This window comes from Homoserinimonas flava (assembly GCF_054969005.1).
On the sequence record NZ_JBUEQS010000001.1, the window covers coordinates 486810 to 506087 of the forward strand.

Genomic DNA, 19278 nt, shown 5'->3' on the forward strand with positions numbered 1-19278 from the left:
GCTTCTGTCCTCAGTGCCGGGTAAATTTTTTCCATGGCCGATTCGACGACGACATCCCGCATCCTCACGCTGCTCAATCTGCTGCAGACGCATCGTCACTGGGCTGGGCGCGAGCTCGCCTCCCGCCTCGGCGTCACCGAGCGCACCCTGCGCCGCGACGTCGAACGCCTTCGCGATCTCGGCTACGAGGTCGAATCGGCCCCCGGTGCTACGGGCGGCTATCGGCTCGGGGCCGGGGCCACGCTCCCGCCGCTCCTGCTCAGCGACGACGAGGCGGTGACGATGGCGATCGGCCTGCGGGTCGCGGCGACGCAGGGACTCGTTGACGGGGTCGAGACGACCATGACGGCACTCGCGAAGCTCCAGCAGGTGTTGCCGTCTGGCCTGCGCAGCCGGGTCGAGGCGCTCGGCTCGCACGTCTCGCTCGGCACGCCGGAGCGCCCGACCGTCTCGCCCGACCTCATCGGCCAGCTCGCGATGGCCTGCCGTGACAGGGAGCGCATCCGCTTCCGCTATCGGGCGGCGGATGGCACGGAGTCGCAGCGTTCGGTCGAGCCGGAGGCCATCGTGCCGAGGCAGGGTCACTGGTTTCTTGTGGCGTGGGATCGCGATCGCGGCGACTGGCGCACCTTCAGGGTCGATCGGCTCAGCGAGCTTTTTGCGACGAGAGTGCACTTCGCGGCACGGAATCTCCTCGCTGCGGATGCCGCGGAGTATGTCGAGGTCTCGCTCTCGCAGTTGCGGGCCGGTGTCGAGGTCGAGGCCGTACTCGAGATGTCGCCCGAGAGCATGCGCGACCACTTCGGTCCCTGGGCGGAGGGCGCCTACGTGGAGGATGGCCCCGATGGGGTCGTCACGGTGTGGCCGGTCGGCGGCCAGTCGGCGCGGGATGTGGTGTTCGCGCTCGTCTGGATCCCGGAGGGGGTCTCCTATACGCTCCGCGGCGACGCGACCGTGATCGCCGGGGTGCACGAAATGGCGAAACGGATGCTTGGACAGCCGGTCTGATCAGCTGTCGTCGACAACGCAGAAGCGGTTGCCGTCCGGATCTTCGAGCACGACGTAGTCGGCGTCATCCTCGTAATCCCACTCGGGAACTTCGCGGGCGCCGAGGGCGAGAAGGCGGAGAACCTCCGCCTCCTGATCGGCGGCGGCAAGGTCGAGGTGGTGCCGTTGGTGCGTGGTGGCGTCGGAGGTGACGAGCATGAGGGAGAGTTGCACGCCGGTGCCGCTGCGGGGCACGAGCGACGCCCAGTCGACATCCGGTTCACGCTTCAGCCGATAGTCGAGCGCTTCGCCCCAGAACTCGACGGCCACCGGAATGTCGTTGACACCCAGCACGATTGATCCGATCGTCAGCATGTCGAGCAGTCTGCGCCTCCGCGCCCGGTGCGGTCAAGGGCAGTAGCCCGCCGCTACTACTCGCGAGAGAGTAGCCCTGCGCTACTGCGTGCTGAGGAGCACCGCGACGACGAGCACGACCGCCCAGCTCGCGAAGCTGCCGACGAGAAAGTATTCGGCCTTCGACCCGTTGGCGTTGTCGCGGGAAATCTCGGGGAACCGGATGATCCCCTTCGCAGCGACGACCGCCGCGAGCGCCGTGAACTGGCCGGCGAGCACGAGGGCGAGCAAGAAGACGCGCTCGAATGGGCCAATGATGCGGCCACCTTTGAGCGGCGGGTCGCTCGACGGTGCCGGGCTGGCGGCAACCTCGACGTCGCGGGCGAACCAGGAGCGCTTGGCGGGCGCCGACGGTGGCGTGGTCGGCCGGGCGGCGCGCGGTGCGGCGGCGAGAATGAGCCGCACGACGATGTTCGCGGTCTCGAGCAGCAGCAACACGCTGCCGATGCCGAGCATGAAGGTGGTGACATCCACCGTCTCGATGAAGCCGTAGGGGAGGGCGCCGTACCAGCGTGCGATCGCGCTGTCGCCCGAGACCGCAACGGGGGAGAATGCCCAGGCTAGGGCGGCGGCCACACCGAGGATGCCGAGCTTGAGGTAGCCGCTTTGCCCTGAGGAGGGCAGCGCGGTCGCGGAGACCCACGTGATGGTCACCCCGAGGATGGCGATGGTTGACCAGAGGGGGGTGTTGAGTCCCCAGGCGAGAGCACACGTGACCGCCGCCCCTGCGGCGATGCCGAGCGCCGGCCCGACGGGGCGACGGAAGCGCTCCCGCACGAGGTCGGCGACGCCGACAGCGATGAAGAGCAGTGCGACCAAGATCATGAGCGACCTCCCGCCAACAGACTCTCACCCGCGAGCACGGCGGCGGCGCCACTGCGTCGGAGATTCTGCGATACCGCCGACTGCGTGATCTGCTCCTTCTCGGCGAGCTCCGACTGGGTGTCGCCGAGCAGCTGGCCGAGAAGGAGGCGTCGCTCCCGTGCCGTCATCGAGGTTACGAGGTGGTCGCGGGTCGTCAGATAGGCATTGACGAACGCTTCGGATGCTTCGGCAATGTCATCTGGCGCTGCATCCGTCGCCGATCGAAACCACGTGCGAATGAACGGCTGTCGTGCGTATTCGCGGTCGCGCGCTTCAGTGATGGCCTCGCGGGCCGACCACCATGCCGAGCCGTCTTGCAGGGCTCCTGTCGCCCCGGTGCCGACCGTGCGGATCTCGCCACTGCCGAGGCCGAAGCGACAGTCGACCCCCTCTGGCAGTGAGAGGCGGGCGAGGAGGGTTGCCCGCACGGCGAGGCCGAGATCGGCGTACACCGCTTGAAACTCGTCGCCCACGGTCGGCTCGAGAGGCTGCACGGCCTCGACGAGCGCGTTCACGGTTGCGAGGGCCTCCTCGACCGCGTGCTGCAGTGTTCGACGATCGGGGTGGGATCGGGACTTCGAGACATCGACGATGACCGCAGTGCTGCGCAGTGTGGCTTCCATGTCATTACTGTATCGCTTATGTCGCGCGAATATAAGCCCAGAACTTATTCGGCGGACTCGTCCTTGCCGCGGAGGCGAAGCTTGCGCAGCTGCCCCTCCTCCGCGACCTCCACGACGCTGTGGCGCGACTTGAGAAACTCCGTGAAGTTCTTATAGCCCAGCGCCGACTCTTGAAACGACGGGTCCATCCGCAGCATCTGGTTCTTCACCGACGAGCTCAACAGCCAGTCGGCATCGTCTTTTGCATGGCCGAGCCGCAGGGCGCGGGTGAGGAGCGCCGATGCGGCCTGCTGGGCGGCCTGCTTCGCCCGTTTGCTCGGAGCCGAGGAGGTCGTGGTGTCGCTCGACGCCTTCGGATTGGCGCGGCGGCGCGCGCGACCCTCGGCGGGCGCATCAGTTGCGGCAGCAGCATCCGTGGTCTTGAAATCGTCTCCGTCGGATGCCTCAGACTCATCAGTCGCGTCATCGCTGATGCCCGGCAGGGCGTCATAGTCGGCGAACTCGTTGCACGCGGCGGCGAGGAACTTGCTCGTCGACCCTGCAACGCCGATGCCAACGACATAGCGCCCCAGCCTCGTGCACCGCTGGGCGAGGGCGATGTAGTCGCTGTCGCCCGCGACAATCACCACGTGCGTGAGGTCGGGGAGCCTGAAAAGGTCTTCGACAACATCGACCGCGAGACGGATGTCGGCGCCGTTCTTCATCGACTTGACGGCGGGAAAAAGCTGCACGAGGTCGACAGCGCGCTCCATGAGCTGGCCCTTGTAGCTCGCATTCACCTCAATCGACCAGTCGGCATAGGCGCGACTGATGACGATCGAGCCGAACGAGGAGGCGTAGTCGAGCACGGCGCCGACATCGACCGTCGCGCGTTCGAGGCGGGCCGCGAGATCGCGATCATCGCGCACCGTGTCGGCGGTGATGGCGCGGATGTGCTCCTTCAAGAAATGGCCGCGACCGTGAATCTGGTCGTAGCGGCTGATGACGATGTTGTCGAAGTCGATGTAGACGGCGACGCGTCCCTCGATAGGTTCAGGCATACGCACAGTCTGGTGCCTCCGGCTGGGAGAGGGAACCGCGTTCCACAGCATCGAGACGGGGGACTGTGCCATGACAGGCTGGGCGGCTAGGGTCGTCGCCATGACGAACATCACGGAGAAGCTTGCAGAGCGTGTCACCGGTTCGGTCGGCGCGAAACTCGCCTACGGCGAGAAAATACAGATCGGTGGAGTGGACGCTGTCCCAGTCTCCTTCGTCAGCTTCGGATTTGGCGCAGGATCTGGCGTCGCCGAAGAAGGAAGCCCCGAGGGTGAGGGTGGCGGCGGGGGAGGTGTGAGCATCCCGCTGGGGATGTTCGTGCCGGGCGCCGCCGGGCCGCGATTCGTGCCGGCGCTGATCCCGCTGCTCGCGGTGTCGATTCCGCTGACGTGGGTGGCTGGCAAGGCGCTCAGCCGCATCATCCGCGCGCTCAAGAAATAGCGCTGAAGAAGTAGCGCTCAGCCGCGCTCGACGCGGTGCAGCTCGACCTCGAGCAGGTGGCCGCCGTCGGCGACGGCCGTCATCATGGTGCAGTGCGGTTGGCGGCGCCGGTCGGTGGGGGAGCCCGGATTGAGCAGCCGCAGCCCGCGAGGGGTGCGGGTGTCCCACGGGATATGACTGTGGCCAAAGACGAGCACGTCGGTGTCGGGAAACGCCGCATCGCACCGTGACTCGCGACCCGTCGCCGTGCCCGTCTCGTGCGTGACCGCGAACCGGAGGCCATCGATGGTGTCGCGAGCCACCTCGGGCAGGCGGGCGCGCAGCTCCTCGCCGTCGTTGTTGCCCCACACCCCGATGAGGCGTGCCGATCGGCTCTCGAGCTCGTCGAGCACTGACGGCTCGACCCAGTCGCCCGCGTGAATCACCACATCGGCCGATTCGACCTTCCGCCACACCTGCGCAGGGATCGCACGCGCCCGCTTCGGCACGTGAGTGTCGGCCAGGAGAAGAAGACGGGTTGCCATGCATCCGATTATCTCTCTGACCTCGTTCGACCGGACATGTAAAGAACGCTTGACACGGTGTTAGCTTTGTCATACATTCGCCATGTCAACATTTCTTTACATGGAGGTTCGCATGTCGTACGAACACAGGAGCGTCTGGGTCATGCTCGTCATCGCGGTGCTCGGCTACGGCGTCTACCTTTCGCTCATCTTCAGCAGCCTCGACGGCCGTCCCCTCCACGAGGCTGGGTATGTGCTGCCCATGCTCTGGACCATCGGCGGGGCGATCATCGTGTCGATGGTGATCCACATGTTTCTGATGCATCCGAGCAAGCGGGAGAAGCGCGACCAGCGCGACCTCGAGATCAACCGCTTCGGCGAATTCATCGGTCACGGCGTGCTCGTGCTCGGCGCCGTCATCGCGCTCGTCTTCGCGATGCTCGAACTGCACTACTTCTGGATCGGCAATGTCATCTACCTCGCCTTCGTTGTGTCAACGATCATCGCGTCGATCGCCAAACTCGTCGCCTACCGTTCGGGCATGCCGTGACCAAGTCGACGAAGGTCACAAACTCGATCCGCCCCCTGCGGTTTGCGCGTGACGAGATGACCCAGGCCGAGCTTGCAGAACGGGTCGGCGTCAGCCGCCAGACCATCATCGCCATCGAGCAGGGCCGCTACTCGCCGTCACTGGAGATGGCGTTCCAGATCGCGCACGCACTCGGCGTGACGCTCGACGAGGTCTTCCACTACCCACACCCCGAAGGAGCAGACTCATGACCACAACAATGGACGCGGTCGTGCACGATCGCTATGGCGACGTCGAGGTATTGCGCATCGACCAGATGCCAGTGCCGACGCCCGGCAAAGGCCAGGTTCGGCTGCGGGTCGTCGCGGCGAGCATCAACCGCGGAGACGTGCACCTCATGGAGGGCCGGCCGCTCATGATCCGCCTCTTCTTGGGGCGCACGGGCCCGCGGCAGCAGACGCGCGGCATGGATGTCGCGGGGGTCGTCGATGCGGTCGGTGAGGGGGTCACATCCCTCGCGGTCGGCGACGAAGTATTCGGCGTCGCCGACGGATCCTTCGCCCAGTATGCCCTCGCCCGGCCCACCAAACTCGCCCGCAAGCCAGCATCCGTCAGCTTTGAACAGGCTGCCGCCTTGCCGGTCGCCGGCTGCGCCGCCCTCAAGGGGCTCCGCGATGTTGGTCGTCTGCAGTCCGGCCAGCGGGTGCTCGTGACGGGTGCCGCCGGGGGAGTGGGGTCGTTCGCGGTGCAGATCGCCGCATCGATGGGAGCGCACGTCACCGCGGTGTGCAGCGCCGCCAAATCAACCGCCGTCCGAGGGCTCGGGGCAGATGCGGTCGTCGACTATGCGGTGCAGGACTTCAGCCGCCTGGGGCAGCAGTGGGACCTCATCTTCGATGCCGCCGGCCACCGCTCCCTCACCGACCTGCGCCGGTCGCTCACCCCGAGCGGCACGCTGGTGCTTGTCGGGTCTGAAACCGATGCGCCCGTGCTCGGCGGATTCGACCGCACCATCCGCGCCGGCCTGCTGTCGCCGCTCGTGCGGCAGAGGCTAGTCGGGCTCACCTCGTTCGAGCGGACCGCCGAGCTCGACGAGCTCGGCCGCCTCATGGCGAGCGGCGCCGTCGTGCCGCTCATCCAGCGCGCCGTGCCGCTCGGCGACGTGGCCGACGGGATTCGGTTGCTGCAGGAGGGGCGAGTCGCCGGCAAGGTGGCTGTGGTGGTGTAGCGCGACTGTTCGTCAACGCCGTGCGCCTACGCCGTGCGCCCGCGCCGTGCGACCAGCTCTCAGCACCACCCCGTAGCGTCGAACCATGACGAAAACCGCGCTGGTGACCGGGGCGACGGGATACATCGGCGGGCGCCTCGTGCCGTTGCTGATCGCGGCGGGGGTGCGCGTGCGGGTGCTCGTGCGCAACCCGCAGAAGCTCACGGATGTGCCGTGGGCGGCCGAGGTCGAAATCATCGAGGGCGACCTCGCCGAACCGGAGGCCGTCGCTGCAGCCTGTGACGGAATCGACGTGCTCTATTACCTCGTGCACGCGATGGGGGCGAGCGGCGACTTCGAGACTGCGGAACGTCGCGTCGCCGAGAATGTTGCCACCGCGGCATTCGCTGCCGGGGTCGCTCGCATCGTGTACCTGGGTGGGTTGCATCCGGAGGGCACCGAGCTGTCGCCGCACCTGCGGTCGCGGCAGGAGGTTGGGCGCATCCTGCTCGAATCGGGCGTGCCGACGGTCGCCCTGCAGGCGGGGGTCGTGATCGGGTCGGGGTCGGCGTCGTTCGAGATGATTCGACACCTCACCGATGTGCTGCCGTACATGCCGGCGCCGAAGTGGGTGCGCAACTTCATCCAGCCGATCGCCGTGCGCGACGTGCTGCACTATCTCGTCGCCGCTGCCGAGGTGCCGCCCGACGTGAATCGCACGTTCGACATTGGCGGGCCCGACGTGCTCCGCTACGGGCAGATGATGAACGGGTATGCGGTCGAGGCCGGGCTGCCGCAGCGGGCCATCGCTTCGCTGCCGGTGCTCACCCCGTGGCTCGCCTCGCAGTGGGTGAACCTGGTGACGCCCATCCCGCGGAGCCTCGCCGTGCCCATCATCTCCTCCCTGCAATACGACTGCGTTATGCAGGAGCACGACATCGACGCCGTCATCCCGCCGCCGCCGGGAGGGCTCACGAGCTACCGCACGGCGGTGCGGCTCGCCCTCACCAAGATGCGCACGCACGAGGTGCAGACGAGTTGGCAGGATGCCTCGGTGAGCGGCGCCCCGAGCGACCCCCTGCCGAGCGACCCGCAGTGGTCTGGACACACCGTCTACACCGACCTCAAAGAGCGCAAGACGGATGCCACGCCCGAGCGACTCTGGGAGGTCATCGAGGGCATCGGCGGCGACAACGGTTGGTACTCGTTCCCCGTGCTCTGGGCGCTGCGCGGGTGGGTCGATAAGCTGGTCGGCGGTGTCGGACTGCGGCGCGGGCGGCGGCATCCGGCCCAGCTGCAGACCGGTGACGCGCTCGACTTTTGGCGCGTCGAACGTCTGGAGCGCGGCCGCACCCTGCTGCTGCGCGCGGAGATGCGGGTGCCGGGGCTCGCGTGGCTCGAGATGCAGGTCATCCCGGATGCTGCGGGGTCGACCTACCGGCAGCGGGCCGTGTTCTTTCCGCACGGGCTCAGCGGCAGGCTTTACTGGCTCGCCGTGCTGCCCTTCCACGGGGTCATCTTCAATGGCATGGCGAATCGCATCACGGCGGCGGCGAGCGCACCGGCCGCGGAGGCCCCCTGACGAAGGTCGGATGCCGCTGCTAGCGTCGCGGCATGGATCAACGCCTCCACTTCATCACGGTCGCCACCGCTGACCTCGACGCGGCCCGCGCCTTTTACACGGAGGGGCTCGGTTGGCAGCCGCTCGCCGACATGCCGGGGGAGATCATCTTCTACCAGGTCGCCCCCGGTCTCGTGCTCGGGTTCTTCGCCGCCGACAAGTTTGCTGAAGACCTCGGGCGGCCGGCCGGGCTCGTGTCGGGGCTCACGCTGTCGCACAATGTGCCGCAACGGGCGGATGTCGCGACCACTATCACCGTGCTCGAAGCCCTCGGTGGCACGGTGCTCAAGCCCGCGCAAGACGGTGCGTTCGGCGGCATCCACCACGGGCACGTGCAGGACCCGAACGGCGTCGTGTGGGAGATCGCCCACAACCCAGGGTGGACGATCTGGGACGACGGGGCAGTGAACTTCGGGTAGTTGTCGCTCGCTCGCAAGCGTCCCTCCACAGGACCGCCAGGGAGACATTCTCCCCAGGCAAATATGCCTCTGATCAGCTAAAACAATGTCAGTGGCCCATGACAGAGTTGCACCATGAACCCGTTGAGCACCGCCGTCAGCACCGCCGTTGCTGTGCTCAGCGGCGTGTGCTCCAGCGAGTTGCTTCATGATTTTGCGCCCTCCGCTGACGACGAGCTCCTCGCGTGCCTCGCCGAGATCGAAGCGCTCGGACGTCGTGTCGATGCGCTCCGAGTCGCAGCTGCGGCCGAGCTCGAGGCTCGCTCCGGTCGTGAGCGAGGGCAGGAGGGCCTCGCGCAACGGCACGGGTTCACCCGAGGGTCGCACCTCGTCGAATTCGTTGCGAGAGTGTCAGCCGCCGAGGCATCCCGCCGGGTTCGTCTCGGCACAGCGCTCCGGCCGGCGGTCTCGCTCTCCGGCGAGGCGCTCCCGCCGAGCTTCCCGCTCGCGACGGCAGCCGTCGCCGCGGGCGAGATTGGCACGGATGCTGCGCGCACGATCATCGACTGCCTCACCCAGGCGGGTCGCTCCGCTTCTCGTGACGACCTCGACGCCGCTGAAGCGGCCCTCGTCGCGCACGCCTGCACCGCAGCCCCAGACCTCGTCGGGGTCCAGGCGAGAGTGTGGCGCGAGGCTCTCGACCCAGACGGCAGCGAACCCCGTGAAGACGCGATTCGCCGCAAGCGGGCACTCCATCTCGGGCGCGAGATCGGCGGCCTCACCCCGTTCTCAGGCCTCGCCGAACCAACCTTCGCAGCCCTCCTCCGATCGGCGCTCAACGAAGGGGCCGGCCAGGGTGTGCTGCCCCGATTCCTCAGCGATACCGATCGCGCCGACGCCACCGCCAACACCGCGACGACTGCGAGCACGGCGAGGACTGCGACCCGCGAAGGTGACATCATCGAGCGCCTCCGCGACCCTCGCACTCGAGCACAGCGCCAACACGACATCCTCGCTGGTGTGTTCGCCGCGGGCGTCCGAGCGGTTGAGCACACCGGCCGTGGGGCCGTCGATGCATCCGGCGCCGCAGTCTCGGGTTTGAATACGGGCGCGGTGCCGATGCGACCGCTCACCGTGGTCACCGCCGTCGTGCGCCTCAGCGAACTTCGTGATGGCACGGGTTCGGGTTGGCTCGACGACGTGCTCGAGCCAGTGTCGGCGGCGACCATCCGTCAACTCGCCTGCGATGGGGGCATCCGACCCACGGTGCTCGGCAACCACGGCGAAGTGCTCTACCTCGGCCGCACGCAGCGCCTGTTCAGCCCAGCACAGCGCAAAGCGCTCGCGGTTCGCGATGGCGGATGCGTGTGGCCGAGCTGCACGGCGCCGCCAGGCTGGTGCCAAGCCCACCACGTCACAGAGTGGGAAAGGGGCGGCCCAACCAACATCGACAACGGCGCGCTCCTGTGCTCCGCGCACCACCACATGCTCCACGCATCCGACTTCACAATGCGGATGATCGACGGCAGACCCCGCCTGCTGTCGCCGCCCTGGCTCGACCCCGAACAGGTCTGGCGGCCCCTCGGGCGCAGTCGAATCAACCCCACCCACGCCACCACTGCGGCGTGATGGTCACACGACGGTGCCACCACTCAGGCGACTAGGGGCTTAGGCGATCAGGGGCTCAGGCGCTCAGGCGATCAGGGGCGCAGCAGCACCTTGGTGGCGCGGCGCTCATCCATGGCGGCATAGGCTTCGGCGACCTCCGCGAGCGGCAACTCAAGGTCGAACACTCGACCAGGGTTGATCGCGCCCGACAGCACTTCGGGCAGCAGCTCCTCGATGTAGCTGCGCACGGGCGCGACGCCACCCCGCACGCCGACATTCGAGGAGAACAGTTGACGGACCGGCAGCTCAGGCCCACCGGCCGGCACACCGACATAGCCCACCATGCCGCCTGGCCTCACCGAGCGGATCGCCTGATCCATGGACTCCTTCGTGCCCACACACTCGAGCACACAGTCCGGGCCGATACCATCGAAGAGCTCTTTGATGCGAGCAACACCGTCATCGCCGCGCTCTTCAACCACATCGGTGGCACCGAATTCGCGCGCAATTGCCTGGCGGTCGGCATGACGCGACATCGCCACAATGCGGGTGGCCCCGAGTCGACGAGCGGCGAGCACACCGCACAGCCCGACCGCGCCATCACCAACGACAGCGACCGTCTTGCCCGGCCCGACCCCGGCAGAGAGCGCGGCGTGGTGCCCGGTCCCCATCACATCGGCGAGCGTCAGCACACTCGGGATGAGGTCATCCGCCGGAGTCCCCGGCGTCGCCACGAGTGTTCCGTCGGCGTTCGGCACGCGCACGCGCTCACCCTGAGCTCCGCTGACCGGGTGGCCGTCGCGGTCGTTGGCACCCCACCAGCCGCCGTGCAGGCACGACGTGGAGACACCGTTGCGGCAGTTGATGCACGTGTTGTCGCAGTGGTAGAACGGCGCAATCACGAAGTCGCCGACAGCGAGAGTGGAAACATCCGACCCCACCTCTTCGACAACACCAATGAACTCGTGCCCGATCGGATGCGGCTCCCGCACCTTCTCCACACCGCGATACGACCACAGGTCCGAGCCGCACACGCAGGCCGCGACCACGCGGACCACCGCGTCACGCGGGGTGAGGATCGTGGGGTCTGGGACTTCTTCGAGGCGAACATCCCGCTCGCCATGGATCACCGTTGCACGCATGCCACCCACTCTACGGAAGTCGCCTGCACGCCCCGCGTGCCAACGCTGCCCGTTCGCTGGGGGCGCGAAGGGCATGACGGAGCCGCGGCATCCGATCGTGATGGTGGATGCCGCGGCCCCGACTGTGCAACAGGGTGCGTGCCGACCCGGCTGCGGGTGACACGCACCCGCCCCCGTCAGGCGGCGCGCGTCCTCATCCGCTTCAGCGCCGCCATGGCCGCCCCGGCGAGCAGCAGGAGCATCCCGAACGCTCCGGCCGCCATCGGGGCGGTGCCGGTCGCGGCGAGCACCGCAACCGGGGTCAGCTCTGCCGCAGCAAGTGTGACCATCCCAGCACCGCCACCGCTCCCCAGCGCCGGCGTCACCGCACCTGGATCGACAGGCAGTCCGGGCACTTCCGGGCTGACCGTGTCACCTGGCTCGGTGCCGGGATCGGAACCAGGGTCTGTCCCGGGATCCGTTCCCGGGGCGGTGGGGCTGGTTCCAGGGTCAGTGCCGGTGGTTCCCGGGTCCACCGTTGTGTCACCCACAACGCTGACCGCATTGCCGCTCAGATCGATCGGCAGGCTCACAATCGGAACAATCTGTGTGCCGCCGAGAATGCTGTCGCCACCATCGGTAGTGGCGCCGTCAGTGCTGGTCCCGTCAGTGCTGGTGCCGCCGGTGCTGGTCCCACCAGGTGTGACAGTGCCGGTTCCGGGGGCGGCGCCGGTCACTGCGCTGTCACCGAGCACGCTGATGGCGTTGCCGCCAACCGTGATGGGGAGCTCAGCATCGACAACGGCTTGAGTGCCACCTGCGACGCTGTCAGCGCCGCTCGTAGTCGGTGCGCCTGCCGGTGCAGGTGCCGCAGCATCCGGAACTGGCGCGGCATCCGCGGGTGCGGGTGCCGGCGCTGACGTGCTCGAACTGTCGCCGATCACGCTGACGGCATTGCCTTCGACCGTGATGGGCACGACGACCTCGATGATCGCCTGCGTGCCACCAACGAGCGAATCGACGCCCGACGTGCTCGCGGGCGGTGTGACCGCGACGCTTGGCTCTGTCGCAGGCTGTGCTGCCGAAGGCTGTGCTGGCGCAGTCTGTGTCGAATCGCCGACCACCGAGATGGCGTTGCCGCCGAGGGTGATGGGCAGTTCGATGCCGATGATGGCCTGGGTTCCGGCGGCGATGCCGTCATCACCCGATGTTTCTGCCGCGCTGGCGGCGGTGGCGCCGAGGACCGAGAGTCCTCCGACGCAGAGGACTCCCCAGAGCCCTCGTGAAATGAATTTATTCATGGTTCTACTCCTTGACTGAGATGGTGGTGCCCGGCAAACGCGGGCGGGGTCCGTGCCTGCCTTCGGGCAGGGGAGGATTACTCAGTCAGGGCTGGAGTCGAAACCGAAGGTCGGGGATGCTGGGATCGCCTCATCGGAGGCAGGGCTCATCGCACCGATGCGCGGCGCGGCGACGGCGAACGCGCTGGTGTCTGCCGGATGCTGCGCGAACGTCGAGCTCGAACCGCTCCCGGCACCGCTCGACGGCGCGGTCGCAGGGGTCGACGGATGCCTCGGCGCAGGCTCCTCGCCGGGAGCTGCGTCGCCGGGGCCGGGGCCGGGGCCGGGGCCGTTGCCGGGGCCGGATGCTGCAAGGTCGGCGCGAGCGTAGAGCTGGGCACCGAACGCGGCAGACCCCGTTGCGAACGCTGCGGCGCCGCCGATGTCGAGGAACGCGGCATCCGGCGACAAGTCGATGGGATCTGGGAATCCTGGCGCCGGGGCGGGGGTCAGCGCGCCGTCGGGGATGGGATCGACGTCACCGACGGGGAGCCCCGGCAGCCCGTCGACGACGTCACCGACGATGGGGAGGGAGTCGACGACGCTCGTGGAGGTGTCGACGATGGTGCCGGTGATGCCGGTGACAGGCCGAGCCTCGGCGACCGCGCTCACCGTGCTTGAGACTGTTCCGGTGACGCCCGTCACGACAGGGTCGGTGATTGGGGTGGCGACTGGGGCGACGGTATCGACGGCGGCTGCGACGGTGCCGCTCGCAGACGTGAGGGTGCCGCTCACGGCCGCTTCGACCACGTCGAGGAGCGGCGCCTCCGCCTCTGCGACGAGGTCATGGACGACGACATCAGTGACACTCCCGAGGAGGCCAGGATTGTCATCCGAAGCGTGGGCGCCGGGCCCTCCGAGGAGCGCGAGCGCCGCGCCAAGAGTTGTGGCGCCGAGAGCGAAAGCGAGCATTCGGCCTCGGGAGAGCGCGTGGCGTTGAACTTCGACGTCCATGTGCTCACCCCCGATTGCTGCCGGTTGCTGGCTCCTGTCTCTCGGACGATACGGCATCGAAGACAGAACGTTCTACCTTCGGTATATCGATTCTCAGGATTTTCACATCTTGCGCAATCGAGTCACGCGCGGCGACGGTTGAGGTACCGTGTGGAGGGTCCAGAGTGACGCGGGGATGAGCGATCGAAGGTCGGGAAATGCAGCACGCACGCGCCCGCCTCAATGCCTGCCTCGCCTTCGTCTCCGCCGCCCTTGTCGTCGCCGGCCTCCATGCCGTCGCTGGGGCGGATTCTGCGCTGTTCGTCTCCCTCACGGCCGCCCTCATCACGGCCGCCCTCATCATTGCCGTCATCGCAGCCCAGGTTTCCTCAGCTGCCTCGTCCGACGGAACGCCAGGGGTGGGGCGTCGGGCCAGAGCGCACCGACAGGCGCTCGACGCGATCCCTGCGCCGCAGCATCCGAGCACGGAGGGCCGCCCTCGCACGCGTGCTCCCTCGCGAGCCCGCTCGGTCGCGTAGCCCGCACGCCAGAGCACGACCGCCGTCAGCGTCGCTCGCCGACATCACTGTCGGCGCTCGCCTCGCCGGCCTGACGGCTCCTGATTCGCGACCGTACGACCCTGCGCCTGCGCCATCCGACGCTGCTGCGCCCTCGTTCGCTCGACCCTAAGGACCTCACATGGACATCACCACATTCGCCCCCATTGCCGCAGTGCTCGACGCTGCCTATTCGGTCGTTGTCAGCCTCACTGAGCTGCTCGACCCGCTGGTCGGTGCCGCCGCTGCGGCCGTCGCCGTCGTGCTCATCACCGTCATCGTGCGCACCCTTCTCATTCCTGTCGGCGCATCGCAGGTGAAGGCCGAGTTCACCAGGCGACGTCTCGCCCCCAAGCTGGCGGAGCTTCGACGCCGCTACGGCAAGAGCCCCGAGCTGCTGCAGCGCAAGACCATGGCGCTCTATGCGGAGGAGAAGGCGTCACCGTTCGCCGGATGCCTTCCGCTCGTGCTGCAGGCCCCAGTACTGTCGACCGTGTACGGGCTGTTCGCGTTCGCGTCAATCAATGGGCATGCGAACGCGCTGCTGAGTGAGGAACTGTTCGGGGCGCCGCTCGGCGCTTCATTCTTCGACCTCGTATCGTCGGGCGCGATCGCGGGGGAAGCCTGGCTGCCTCACATGATGCTCCTCGGCGTCATCGCCGTCGTCGCAGGCATCTCGAGGGTTGTCGCCATCCGTTTCGCGGCCGCGGCTCCGGTGGTGGTGGCGGTCCCGGCGTCGCTCGCCCCCGACGGTCCGCTGAGCTGGCTCGCGTTCGCCACCGTCATCGTCGCCGCGGTCGTCCCGCTCGCTGCTGCGCTCTATCTCGCGATTACGACGACATGGACACTGCTTGAGCGCACCATTCTGCGCAGCGTTCTCGCACCGCCCCGAGCCGCGTCGGCGTGACACTCAGTGATCGGTGCTGAGCGCCGGTGCTCAGATCGGGCGTTCGCCCCGCTCGAGCAGGTCGATGAACTTCGCGATTCGCCGCGTGCGGGTCTCTGGCCGCTTCGCGTCGTTCGTGCGAAAGATGACCCCCCAGCGATCCTGCGACTTGAGCGCGGCGAAGGCGGCGGATGCTGCGGGCGAGGCGTCGAGCGCCGCCTGCAGTTCTTCGGGCACGGGTGCCCCCGCAACCCGGTACGCGGCCTCCCACCGGCCGTCGGCTTTCGCGGCTTCGACGACGGCGATGCCTGCCGGTCGCATCCGGCCCTCAACCGTCAGGCGCTCGATGTAGTCGCGATTGCGCTGCGACCACACGCTGCGTGGACGGCGCGGCGTGAACGACTGGTGCACGAAATCGGCGTCGACCGACTTGATCTGGCCGTCGATCCAGCCGAAGCAAAGGGCGATGTCGAGCGCCTGCGCGTAGCGGATGCCGGGCTGTGTCGACGCCTTCTTGATGAGTTGCAGCCGCACCCCCGGGTGATCGCTGCCGTGCTCCTCAAGCCACGACTCCCACTCGGCCTCGGAGTGGGGATAGAGGATGGGCTTGTCTTCGTGTGCGACCACGCGCCCACGCTACTCGCGACCACCGGCATCCGACCACCGACTTCGACACCCGACCCGGGTAGCGTTGTGTCGACGACGAAGGAGCACCGTGAACGACAGCCCCACCCCAAGCCCAGCGGGAGACGCCACCCCCACCCTCACCGACGAAGAACTCGCCCTCGTCGAGACCATCTTCACGATGGCGCGCACGGGCCAGGCAGACGAGCTTGCGGCGGCTGTCGACGCAGGCATTCCGGCGAACCTCACGAATGCGAAGGGCGATTCGCTCCTCATTCTCGCGGCGTACCACCAGCATCCGCAGATTGTCGCCGCCCTGCTCGCGCGCGGCGCCGACGTCGACCGCGTCAACGACATGGGGCAGACGGCGATGGCGTGTGCCGTGTTCCGCAACAATGAAGAGCTCGTCGGCATGCTCCTCGACGCGGGCGCCGATCCCGATCTCGGCTCGCACACGGCGCTCGAGATTGCGACGCAATTCGGCATCACCGGCATGCAGCGCCTGCTTGAGCAGCGCCGTGCCCACTGAGCCCGTGCCCACCCAGTCCCTGCCCACTGAGCCCGTGCCGGCTGCGGCTGATCGCCTCGCCCACGTCGAAGCCCTCCGTGCCGACCTCGATGCCGCGAACTACACGGTCGACACGCTCACCTCGCTGTGGGGTGCTGAGGTGGATGCCGCGCTGTTCCGTGGCCAACGCGTGCCGGCCCTGCGCGCCATTGATGGTCGTGCCGAGCCTGCGGCGACGCTCGCGCGGCTCTTCGTGCTGGGCATCAATGATTCCCGCGCCGCCCTCGATGCCGCCCTCCCGACCCTCGGCAGCGCGGGCGCCGAGTCGCTGGGCCTCGTCACGGTGACGGGCGATGTCGTGGTGCCGCAGCTCGACCTCCGGCCGTACGGGTTCATCGACGCGCACGGCGCCGGCGGCTTCGTGCTCGCGAGTGACCTCGGCGAGCTCGCGCTCGGCCGCGCCATCCCCGAATCCCATGTCCTCGGTGTCGGCGGGGCATCGCGCACACTCGCGGGCCTCACCGTGCGGAACGATGTCGACTCAGTGCTCGACCTCGGCACCGGATGTGGCATCCAGGCGCTCCACGCGGCCCGGCATGCGCGGCGCATCGTCGCCACCGACATTTCGGCGCGAGCCCTCGAACTCGCGCGCCTCAACGCCGACCTCGCGGGCATCGAATCGATCGAGCTTCGCCACGGCAACCTGTTTGCCCCCGTCGCGGGGGAGCGTTTCGACCTCATCGTGTCGAACCCTCCCTTCGTCATCACGCCGCGGGCGGCCGGCGTGCCGAGCTACGAATATCGCGATGGAGGCCTCGTGGGCGATGCGCTCGTGGCGAGCGTCGTGCGTGGGGTCGCCGAGCACCTCACGCCCGGTGGTATCGCGCAGCTTCTCGGCAACTGGGAATACCGCGCCGACGGCGACGGACTCGAACGGGCCGGTGCCTGGGCCGACGGCACTGGTCTCGACGCGTGGGTCATCGAGCGCGAGGTGCAGTCGGTGGAGGAGTACGCCGAAACGTGGATCCGTGATGGCGGCACCCGGCCCGGCACGCCGGAGTTCGACGCGCTCTACACGGCGTGGCTCGACGATTTCGCCCAGCGGGGTGTCACGCGCATCGGCTTCGGCTACATCACACTTCGTCGGCCCGCGTCTGGCACGGCATCGCTCCGACGCCTCGAGCGACTGACCGGCCAACTCGGCACCGAATCGCTCGGCTCGCACATCGCTGCATCCTTCGCCGCGCACGACTGGCTTGCCGAGCACGGCGAGGGGCTCGCGGATGCCCGGCTCACGCTCGCGGGCGACGTCACCGAAGAGCGTCACTACTGGCCTGGTGACGAGCACCCCACCGTCATGACCCTGCGACAGGGTGGCGGCTTCGCTCGGACCATGCCGCTCGACACCGGCCTCGCCGCCGTCGTGGGCGCGTGCGACGGCGACCTTGCGCTCGGCGCCATCGTCGGGGCGGTCGCGCAGCTCACCGAAGTGGATGCGACCGCGCTGTTCGATGAACTGTTGCCGAGCATCCGCGAGCTCGTCATTACCGGGATGCTGCTGCCGGAGTGGGCCCAGCCTTCTAAGCTCAGCTTCTAAACTCAGCCCTCCAACACGTGCGGCGGGTCAACGATGTCGTCGTAGTCGCGGTGCTTCACCACATAGGCCGCCGCCATGGGGCACAGCGTGACGGCGCGTTTGCCCTGCGCGCGGATGTCGTCGAGGGCCCCGACGATGAGCTGGGTACCGTAGCCGTGCCCCGTCTGATCGTCGTCGATCTTCGTGTGGAGGATGACGCGGCGGTCGCCGTCGTCGCGATAGTTGATGAAGCCGATGATCGCGTCATCGAGCTTCAGCTCGTAGTGGTGGATCGCTTCGTTGGGGGTGACGGTGGCCACGCTGGTCTCTTCGCTCATGACACCATCCTGCGCCACACCCCCTGACATTCACACCGTGCGCGGGGCTAAGGTGCACTCATGTCAGACCCCCGATCTGCACCTGAAACCGTCGAGCTTGCCTCCGGCTGGGTGCGAATCGGAGCGCCCGCCCGACTACGGCAAGCGAATCCGATGTGGACGGTGTTCTTGAGTAGTCAGGTTGCGCTCATCTGCTTCCACGCTGCGAATATATTCGACGTACCTCTGTGGCTGTCTATTCCGGCTGTCGTCGCTGTCGCGGCCGCTTTCCTCGCGATCGCCGCGTTGTTCCTTTACTTTCGCTTCCCGGCAGCTGAGATCAGCCTTGATGCGGGTCAGATCCGCGTCGGGCGGACTGTTGCCGATTTCGAGCACATCGACACTGCTCGTCTTCAGGCGATCAGTCACAAGCGCTTTCGCGACGTGACCGTAGTGCTCGCGGTAGGCAAGCGGAGTCTCGCGAGCATCAACCTTCGGGGCCGCCAGGGGGAGATGCTGACGTCCGAGGAGCGCGATGTGCTGGTAGAGGCGCTGCGCCGCTCCAGCATCGCGATGCCGAAGAACCCGGATGACCCGAAGGACCGCTTCGCTCGCTACAACTTCCCGACAAACATCACCAGGGACGAGGCCATCGACGTCGTGCTGGCTCCACCCGGCCCCGGCGAGCCGATCCCCACTCTGGAATGAATCAGCGCGGATAACTCGAACATATGTCCGGCTTAGGATTTGGGTGAGATGCCGCTCCCCGTCGGCGCACCGTTTCGCTCGCCTGAGCCTGTATCTAGTTTCTGGCGTATAAAGATTCAGTAACCGCCACTAATGCGTAGGGCAGATCAGAAGATGAACTCAGACAGTGACCAGGAGAGGGCGCGTCTCCGCGCTCTTTCACGAAAGATGTCTGGAGCCACGAGCGTTCTCTTCGCGGTATCCATCCTTCTCTTCGTATTCAGCGGCATCGTCGAACAGCAGGGCGGCGATATTGCCACTGTCGGCTACTACGCGGTGGTACTGCCTCTGACTGTCGCGGGTGTCGCAGCCTTGGTATGGCTCGTGGTTCTGATTCGAAGGATGCGGTCGCGCCGCGACTGACGCAACGAAACGTCGGAACAGAAGCCGGTAGCCGAACGGGTGCTCTCGGGTAACGGTCTGCGGGCCGAAACGC

General features: G+C 67.5%; 23 protein-coding genes. 13 read left to right on the forward strand and 10 right to left on the reverse strand.

The genetic code is table 11. The annotated features are described in order from the left end of the window. Window positions 1–33: 33 nt before the first annotated feature. Window positions 34–1008 carry a helix-turn-helix transcriptional regulator gene (locus ACY48M_RS02255; RefSeq protein ID WP_462818617.1) on the forward strand — a complete coding sequence of 325 codons (975 nt, stop codon included), beginning with the start codon at window positions 34–36 and terminating at the stop codon, window positions 1006–1008. Here ACY48M_RS02255 and ACY48M_RS02260 read toward each other — a convergent pair whose 3' ends face one another. The 4 genes from ACY48M_RS02260 to ACY48M_RS02275 form a co-directional block, all read right to left on the reverse strand. Further along, window positions 1009–1362 carry a VOC family protein gene (locus ACY48M_RS02260; protein ID WP_462818618.1) on the reverse strand — a complete coding sequence of 118 codons (354 nt, stop codon included), beginning with the start codon at window positions 1360–1362 and terminating at the stop codon, window positions 1009–1011. 81 nt (window positions 1363–1443) lie between these two features. Continuing rightward, window positions 1444–2226 carry a hypothetical protein gene (locus tag ACY48M_RS02265; protein WP_462818619.1) on the reverse strand — a complete coding sequence of 261 codons (783 nt, stop codon included), beginning with the start codon at window positions 2224–2226 and terminating at the stop codon, window positions 1444–1446. Further along, window positions 2223–2888, reverse strand: a complete 666-nt coding sequence (locus ACY48M_RS02270; protein WP_462818620.1) for a SatD family protein — start codon at window positions 2886–2888, stop codon at window positions 2223–2225. The genes ACY48M_RS02265 and ACY48M_RS02270 overlap by 4 nt, the downstream gene beginning before the upstream one ends. Window positions 2889–2932: 44 nt before the next feature. After that, window positions 2933–3928: an NYN domain-containing protein gene (locus tag ACY48M_RS02275; protein WP_462818621.1), complete on the reverse strand. Its 996-nt coding sequence runs from the start codon at window positions 3926–3928 to the stop codon at window positions 2933–2935. Window positions 3929–4028: 100 nt separating this feature from the next. On the opposite strand from ACY48M_RS02275, the gene ACY48M_RS02280 reads away from it, so the two are divergent. Then, window positions 4029–4367, forward strand: coding sequence for a hypothetical protein (locus ACY48M_RS02280; RefSeq protein WP_462818622.1), 339 nt, complete (start codon window positions 4029–4031; stop codon window positions 4365–4367). A 17-nt stretch (window positions 4368–4384) separates the two neighbouring features. Here the strand turns inward: ACY48M_RS02280 and ACY48M_RS02285 are convergent, their stop codons facing one another. Further along, window positions 4385–4891: a metallophosphoesterase family protein gene (locus ACY48M_RS02285; protein WP_462818623.1), complete on the reverse strand. Its 507-nt coding sequence runs from the start codon at window positions 4889–4891 to the stop codon at window positions 4385–4387. An 82-nt stretch (window positions 4892–4973) separates the two neighbouring features. Between ACY48M_RS02285 and ACY48M_RS02290 the strand changes: the two genes are divergently transcribed. From ACY48M_RS02290 to ACY48M_RS02315, 6 genes are all read left to right on the forward strand, one after another. Beyond that, complete coding sequence (locus ACY48M_RS02290) at window positions 4974–5420, forward strand: hypothetical protein (protein WP_462818624.1); 447 nt, start codon at window positions 4974–4976, stop codon at window positions 5418–5420. After that, entirely contained in the window at window positions 5417–5650 is a 234-nt protein-coding gene (locus ACY48M_RS02295; protein ID WP_462818625.1) for a helix-turn-helix transcriptional regulator, read from the forward strand. The genes ACY48M_RS02290 and ACY48M_RS02295 overlap by 4 nt, the downstream gene beginning before the upstream one ends. Beyond that, the gene (locus ACY48M_RS02300; RefSeq protein ID WP_462818626.1) at window positions 5647–6627 is read left to right on the forward strand and encodes an NAD(P)-dependent alcohol dehydrogenase; all 981 of its coding nucleotides are present in this window, start codon (window positions 5647–5649) and stop codon (window positions 6625–6627) included. Before ACY48M_RS02295 ends, ACY48M_RS02300 begins: the two co-directional genes overlap by 4 nt. Before the next feature lie 85 nt (window positions 6628–6712). Continuing rightward, on the forward strand, window positions 6713–8188 hold the full coding sequence (locus ACY48M_RS02305) for an SDR family oxidoreductase (RefSeq protein WP_462818627.1): 1476 nt from the start codon (window positions 6713–6715) through the stop codon (window positions 8186–8188). 32 nt (window positions 8189–8220) lie between these two features. Continuing rightward, window positions 8221–8646 carry a VOC family protein gene (locus ACY48M_RS02310; protein WP_462818628.1) on the forward strand — a complete coding sequence of 142 codons (426 nt, stop codon included), beginning with the start codon at window positions 8221–8223 and terminating at the stop codon, window positions 8644–8646. 114 nt (window positions 8647–8760) lie between these two features. Beyond that, window positions 8761–10254 (forward strand): HNH endonuclease signature motif containing protein, encoded by a 1494-nt coding sequence (locus ACY48M_RS02315; RefSeq protein ID WP_462818629.1) that lies wholly within the window; start codon window positions 8761–8763, stop codon window positions 10252–10254. Window positions 10255–10325: 71 nt separating this feature from the next. Here the strand turns inward: ACY48M_RS02315 and ACY48M_RS02320 are convergent, their stop codons facing one another. The 3 genes from ACY48M_RS02320 to ACY48M_RS02330 form a co-directional block, all read right to left on the reverse strand. Continuing rightward, window positions 10326–11375, reverse strand: a complete 1050-nt coding sequence (locus tag ACY48M_RS02320) for a zinc-dependent alcohol dehydrogenase family protein (RefSeq protein ID WP_462818630.1) — start codon at window positions 11373–11375, stop codon at window positions 10326–10328. 176 nt (window positions 11376–11551) lie between these two features. Beyond that, entirely contained in the window at window positions 11552–12655 is a 1104-nt protein-coding gene (locus tag ACY48M_RS02325; RefSeq protein WP_462818631.1) for a hypothetical protein, read from the reverse strand. Between the two features lie 81 nt (window positions 12656–12736). Continuing rightward, window positions 12737–13648 (reverse strand): hypothetical protein, encoded by a 912-nt coding sequence (locus ACY48M_RS02330; RefSeq protein ID WP_462818632.1) that lies wholly within the window; start codon window positions 13646–13648, stop codon window positions 12737–12739. 197 nt (window positions 13649–13845) lie between these two features. On the opposite strand from ACY48M_RS02330, the gene ACY48M_RS02335 reads away from it, so the two are divergent. Together ACY48M_RS02335 and ACY48M_RS02340 are read left to right on the forward strand one after the other, a co-directional pair. Continuing rightward, window positions 13846–14166, forward strand: a complete 321-nt coding sequence (locus tag ACY48M_RS02335; RefSeq protein ID WP_462818633.1) for a hypothetical protein — start codon at window positions 13846–13848, stop codon at window positions 14164–14166. A 160-nt stretch (window positions 14167–14326) separates the two neighbouring features. Further along, complete coding sequence (locus ACY48M_RS02340; RefSeq protein WP_462818634.1) at window positions 14327–15091, forward strand: YidC/Oxa1 family membrane protein insertase; 765 nt, start codon at window positions 14327–14329, stop codon at window positions 15089–15091. Between the two features lie 30 nt (window positions 15092–15121). Here ACY48M_RS02340 and ACY48M_RS02345 read toward each other — a convergent pair whose 3' ends face one another. Next, a complete protein-coding gene (locus ACY48M_RS02345) occupies window positions 15122–15697 on the reverse strand; it encodes a YdeI/OmpD-associated family protein (protein ID WP_462818635.1) in 576 nt (191 codons plus the stop codon). A gap of 88 nt (window positions 15698–15785) precedes the next feature. Here ACY48M_RS02345 and ACY48M_RS02350 point away from each other — a divergent pair, with 88 nt between their 5' ends. Beyond that, the gene (locus ACY48M_RS02350) at window positions 15786–16223 is read left to right on the forward strand and encodes an ankyrin repeat domain-containing protein (protein WP_462818636.1); all 438 of its coding nucleotides are present in this window, start codon (window positions 15786–15788) and stop codon (window positions 16221–16223) included. After that, complete coding sequence (locus tag ACY48M_RS02355) at window positions 16213–17799, forward strand: DUF7059 domain-containing protein (RefSeq protein ID WP_462818637.1); 1587 nt, start codon at window positions 16213–16215, stop codon at window positions 17797–17799. Before ACY48M_RS02350 ends, ACY48M_RS02355 begins: the two co-directional genes overlap by 11 nt. A gap of 2 nt (window positions 17800–17801) precedes the next feature. Here the strand turns inward: ACY48M_RS02355 and ACY48M_RS02360 are convergent, their stop codons facing one another. Beyond that, the gene (locus ACY48M_RS02360; protein ID WP_462818638.1) at window positions 17802–18116 is read right to left on the reverse strand and encodes a GNAT family N-acetyltransferase; all 315 of its coding nucleotides are present in this window, start codon (window positions 18114–18116) and stop codon (window positions 17802–17804) included. 60 nt (window positions 18117–18176) lie between these two features. Between ACY48M_RS02360 and ACY48M_RS02365 the strand changes: the two genes are divergently transcribed. Next, entirely contained in the window at window positions 18177–18803 is a 627-nt protein-coding gene (locus ACY48M_RS02365; protein WP_462818639.1) for a hypothetical protein, read from the forward strand. Window positions 18804–19278 lie beyond the last annotated feature (475 nt).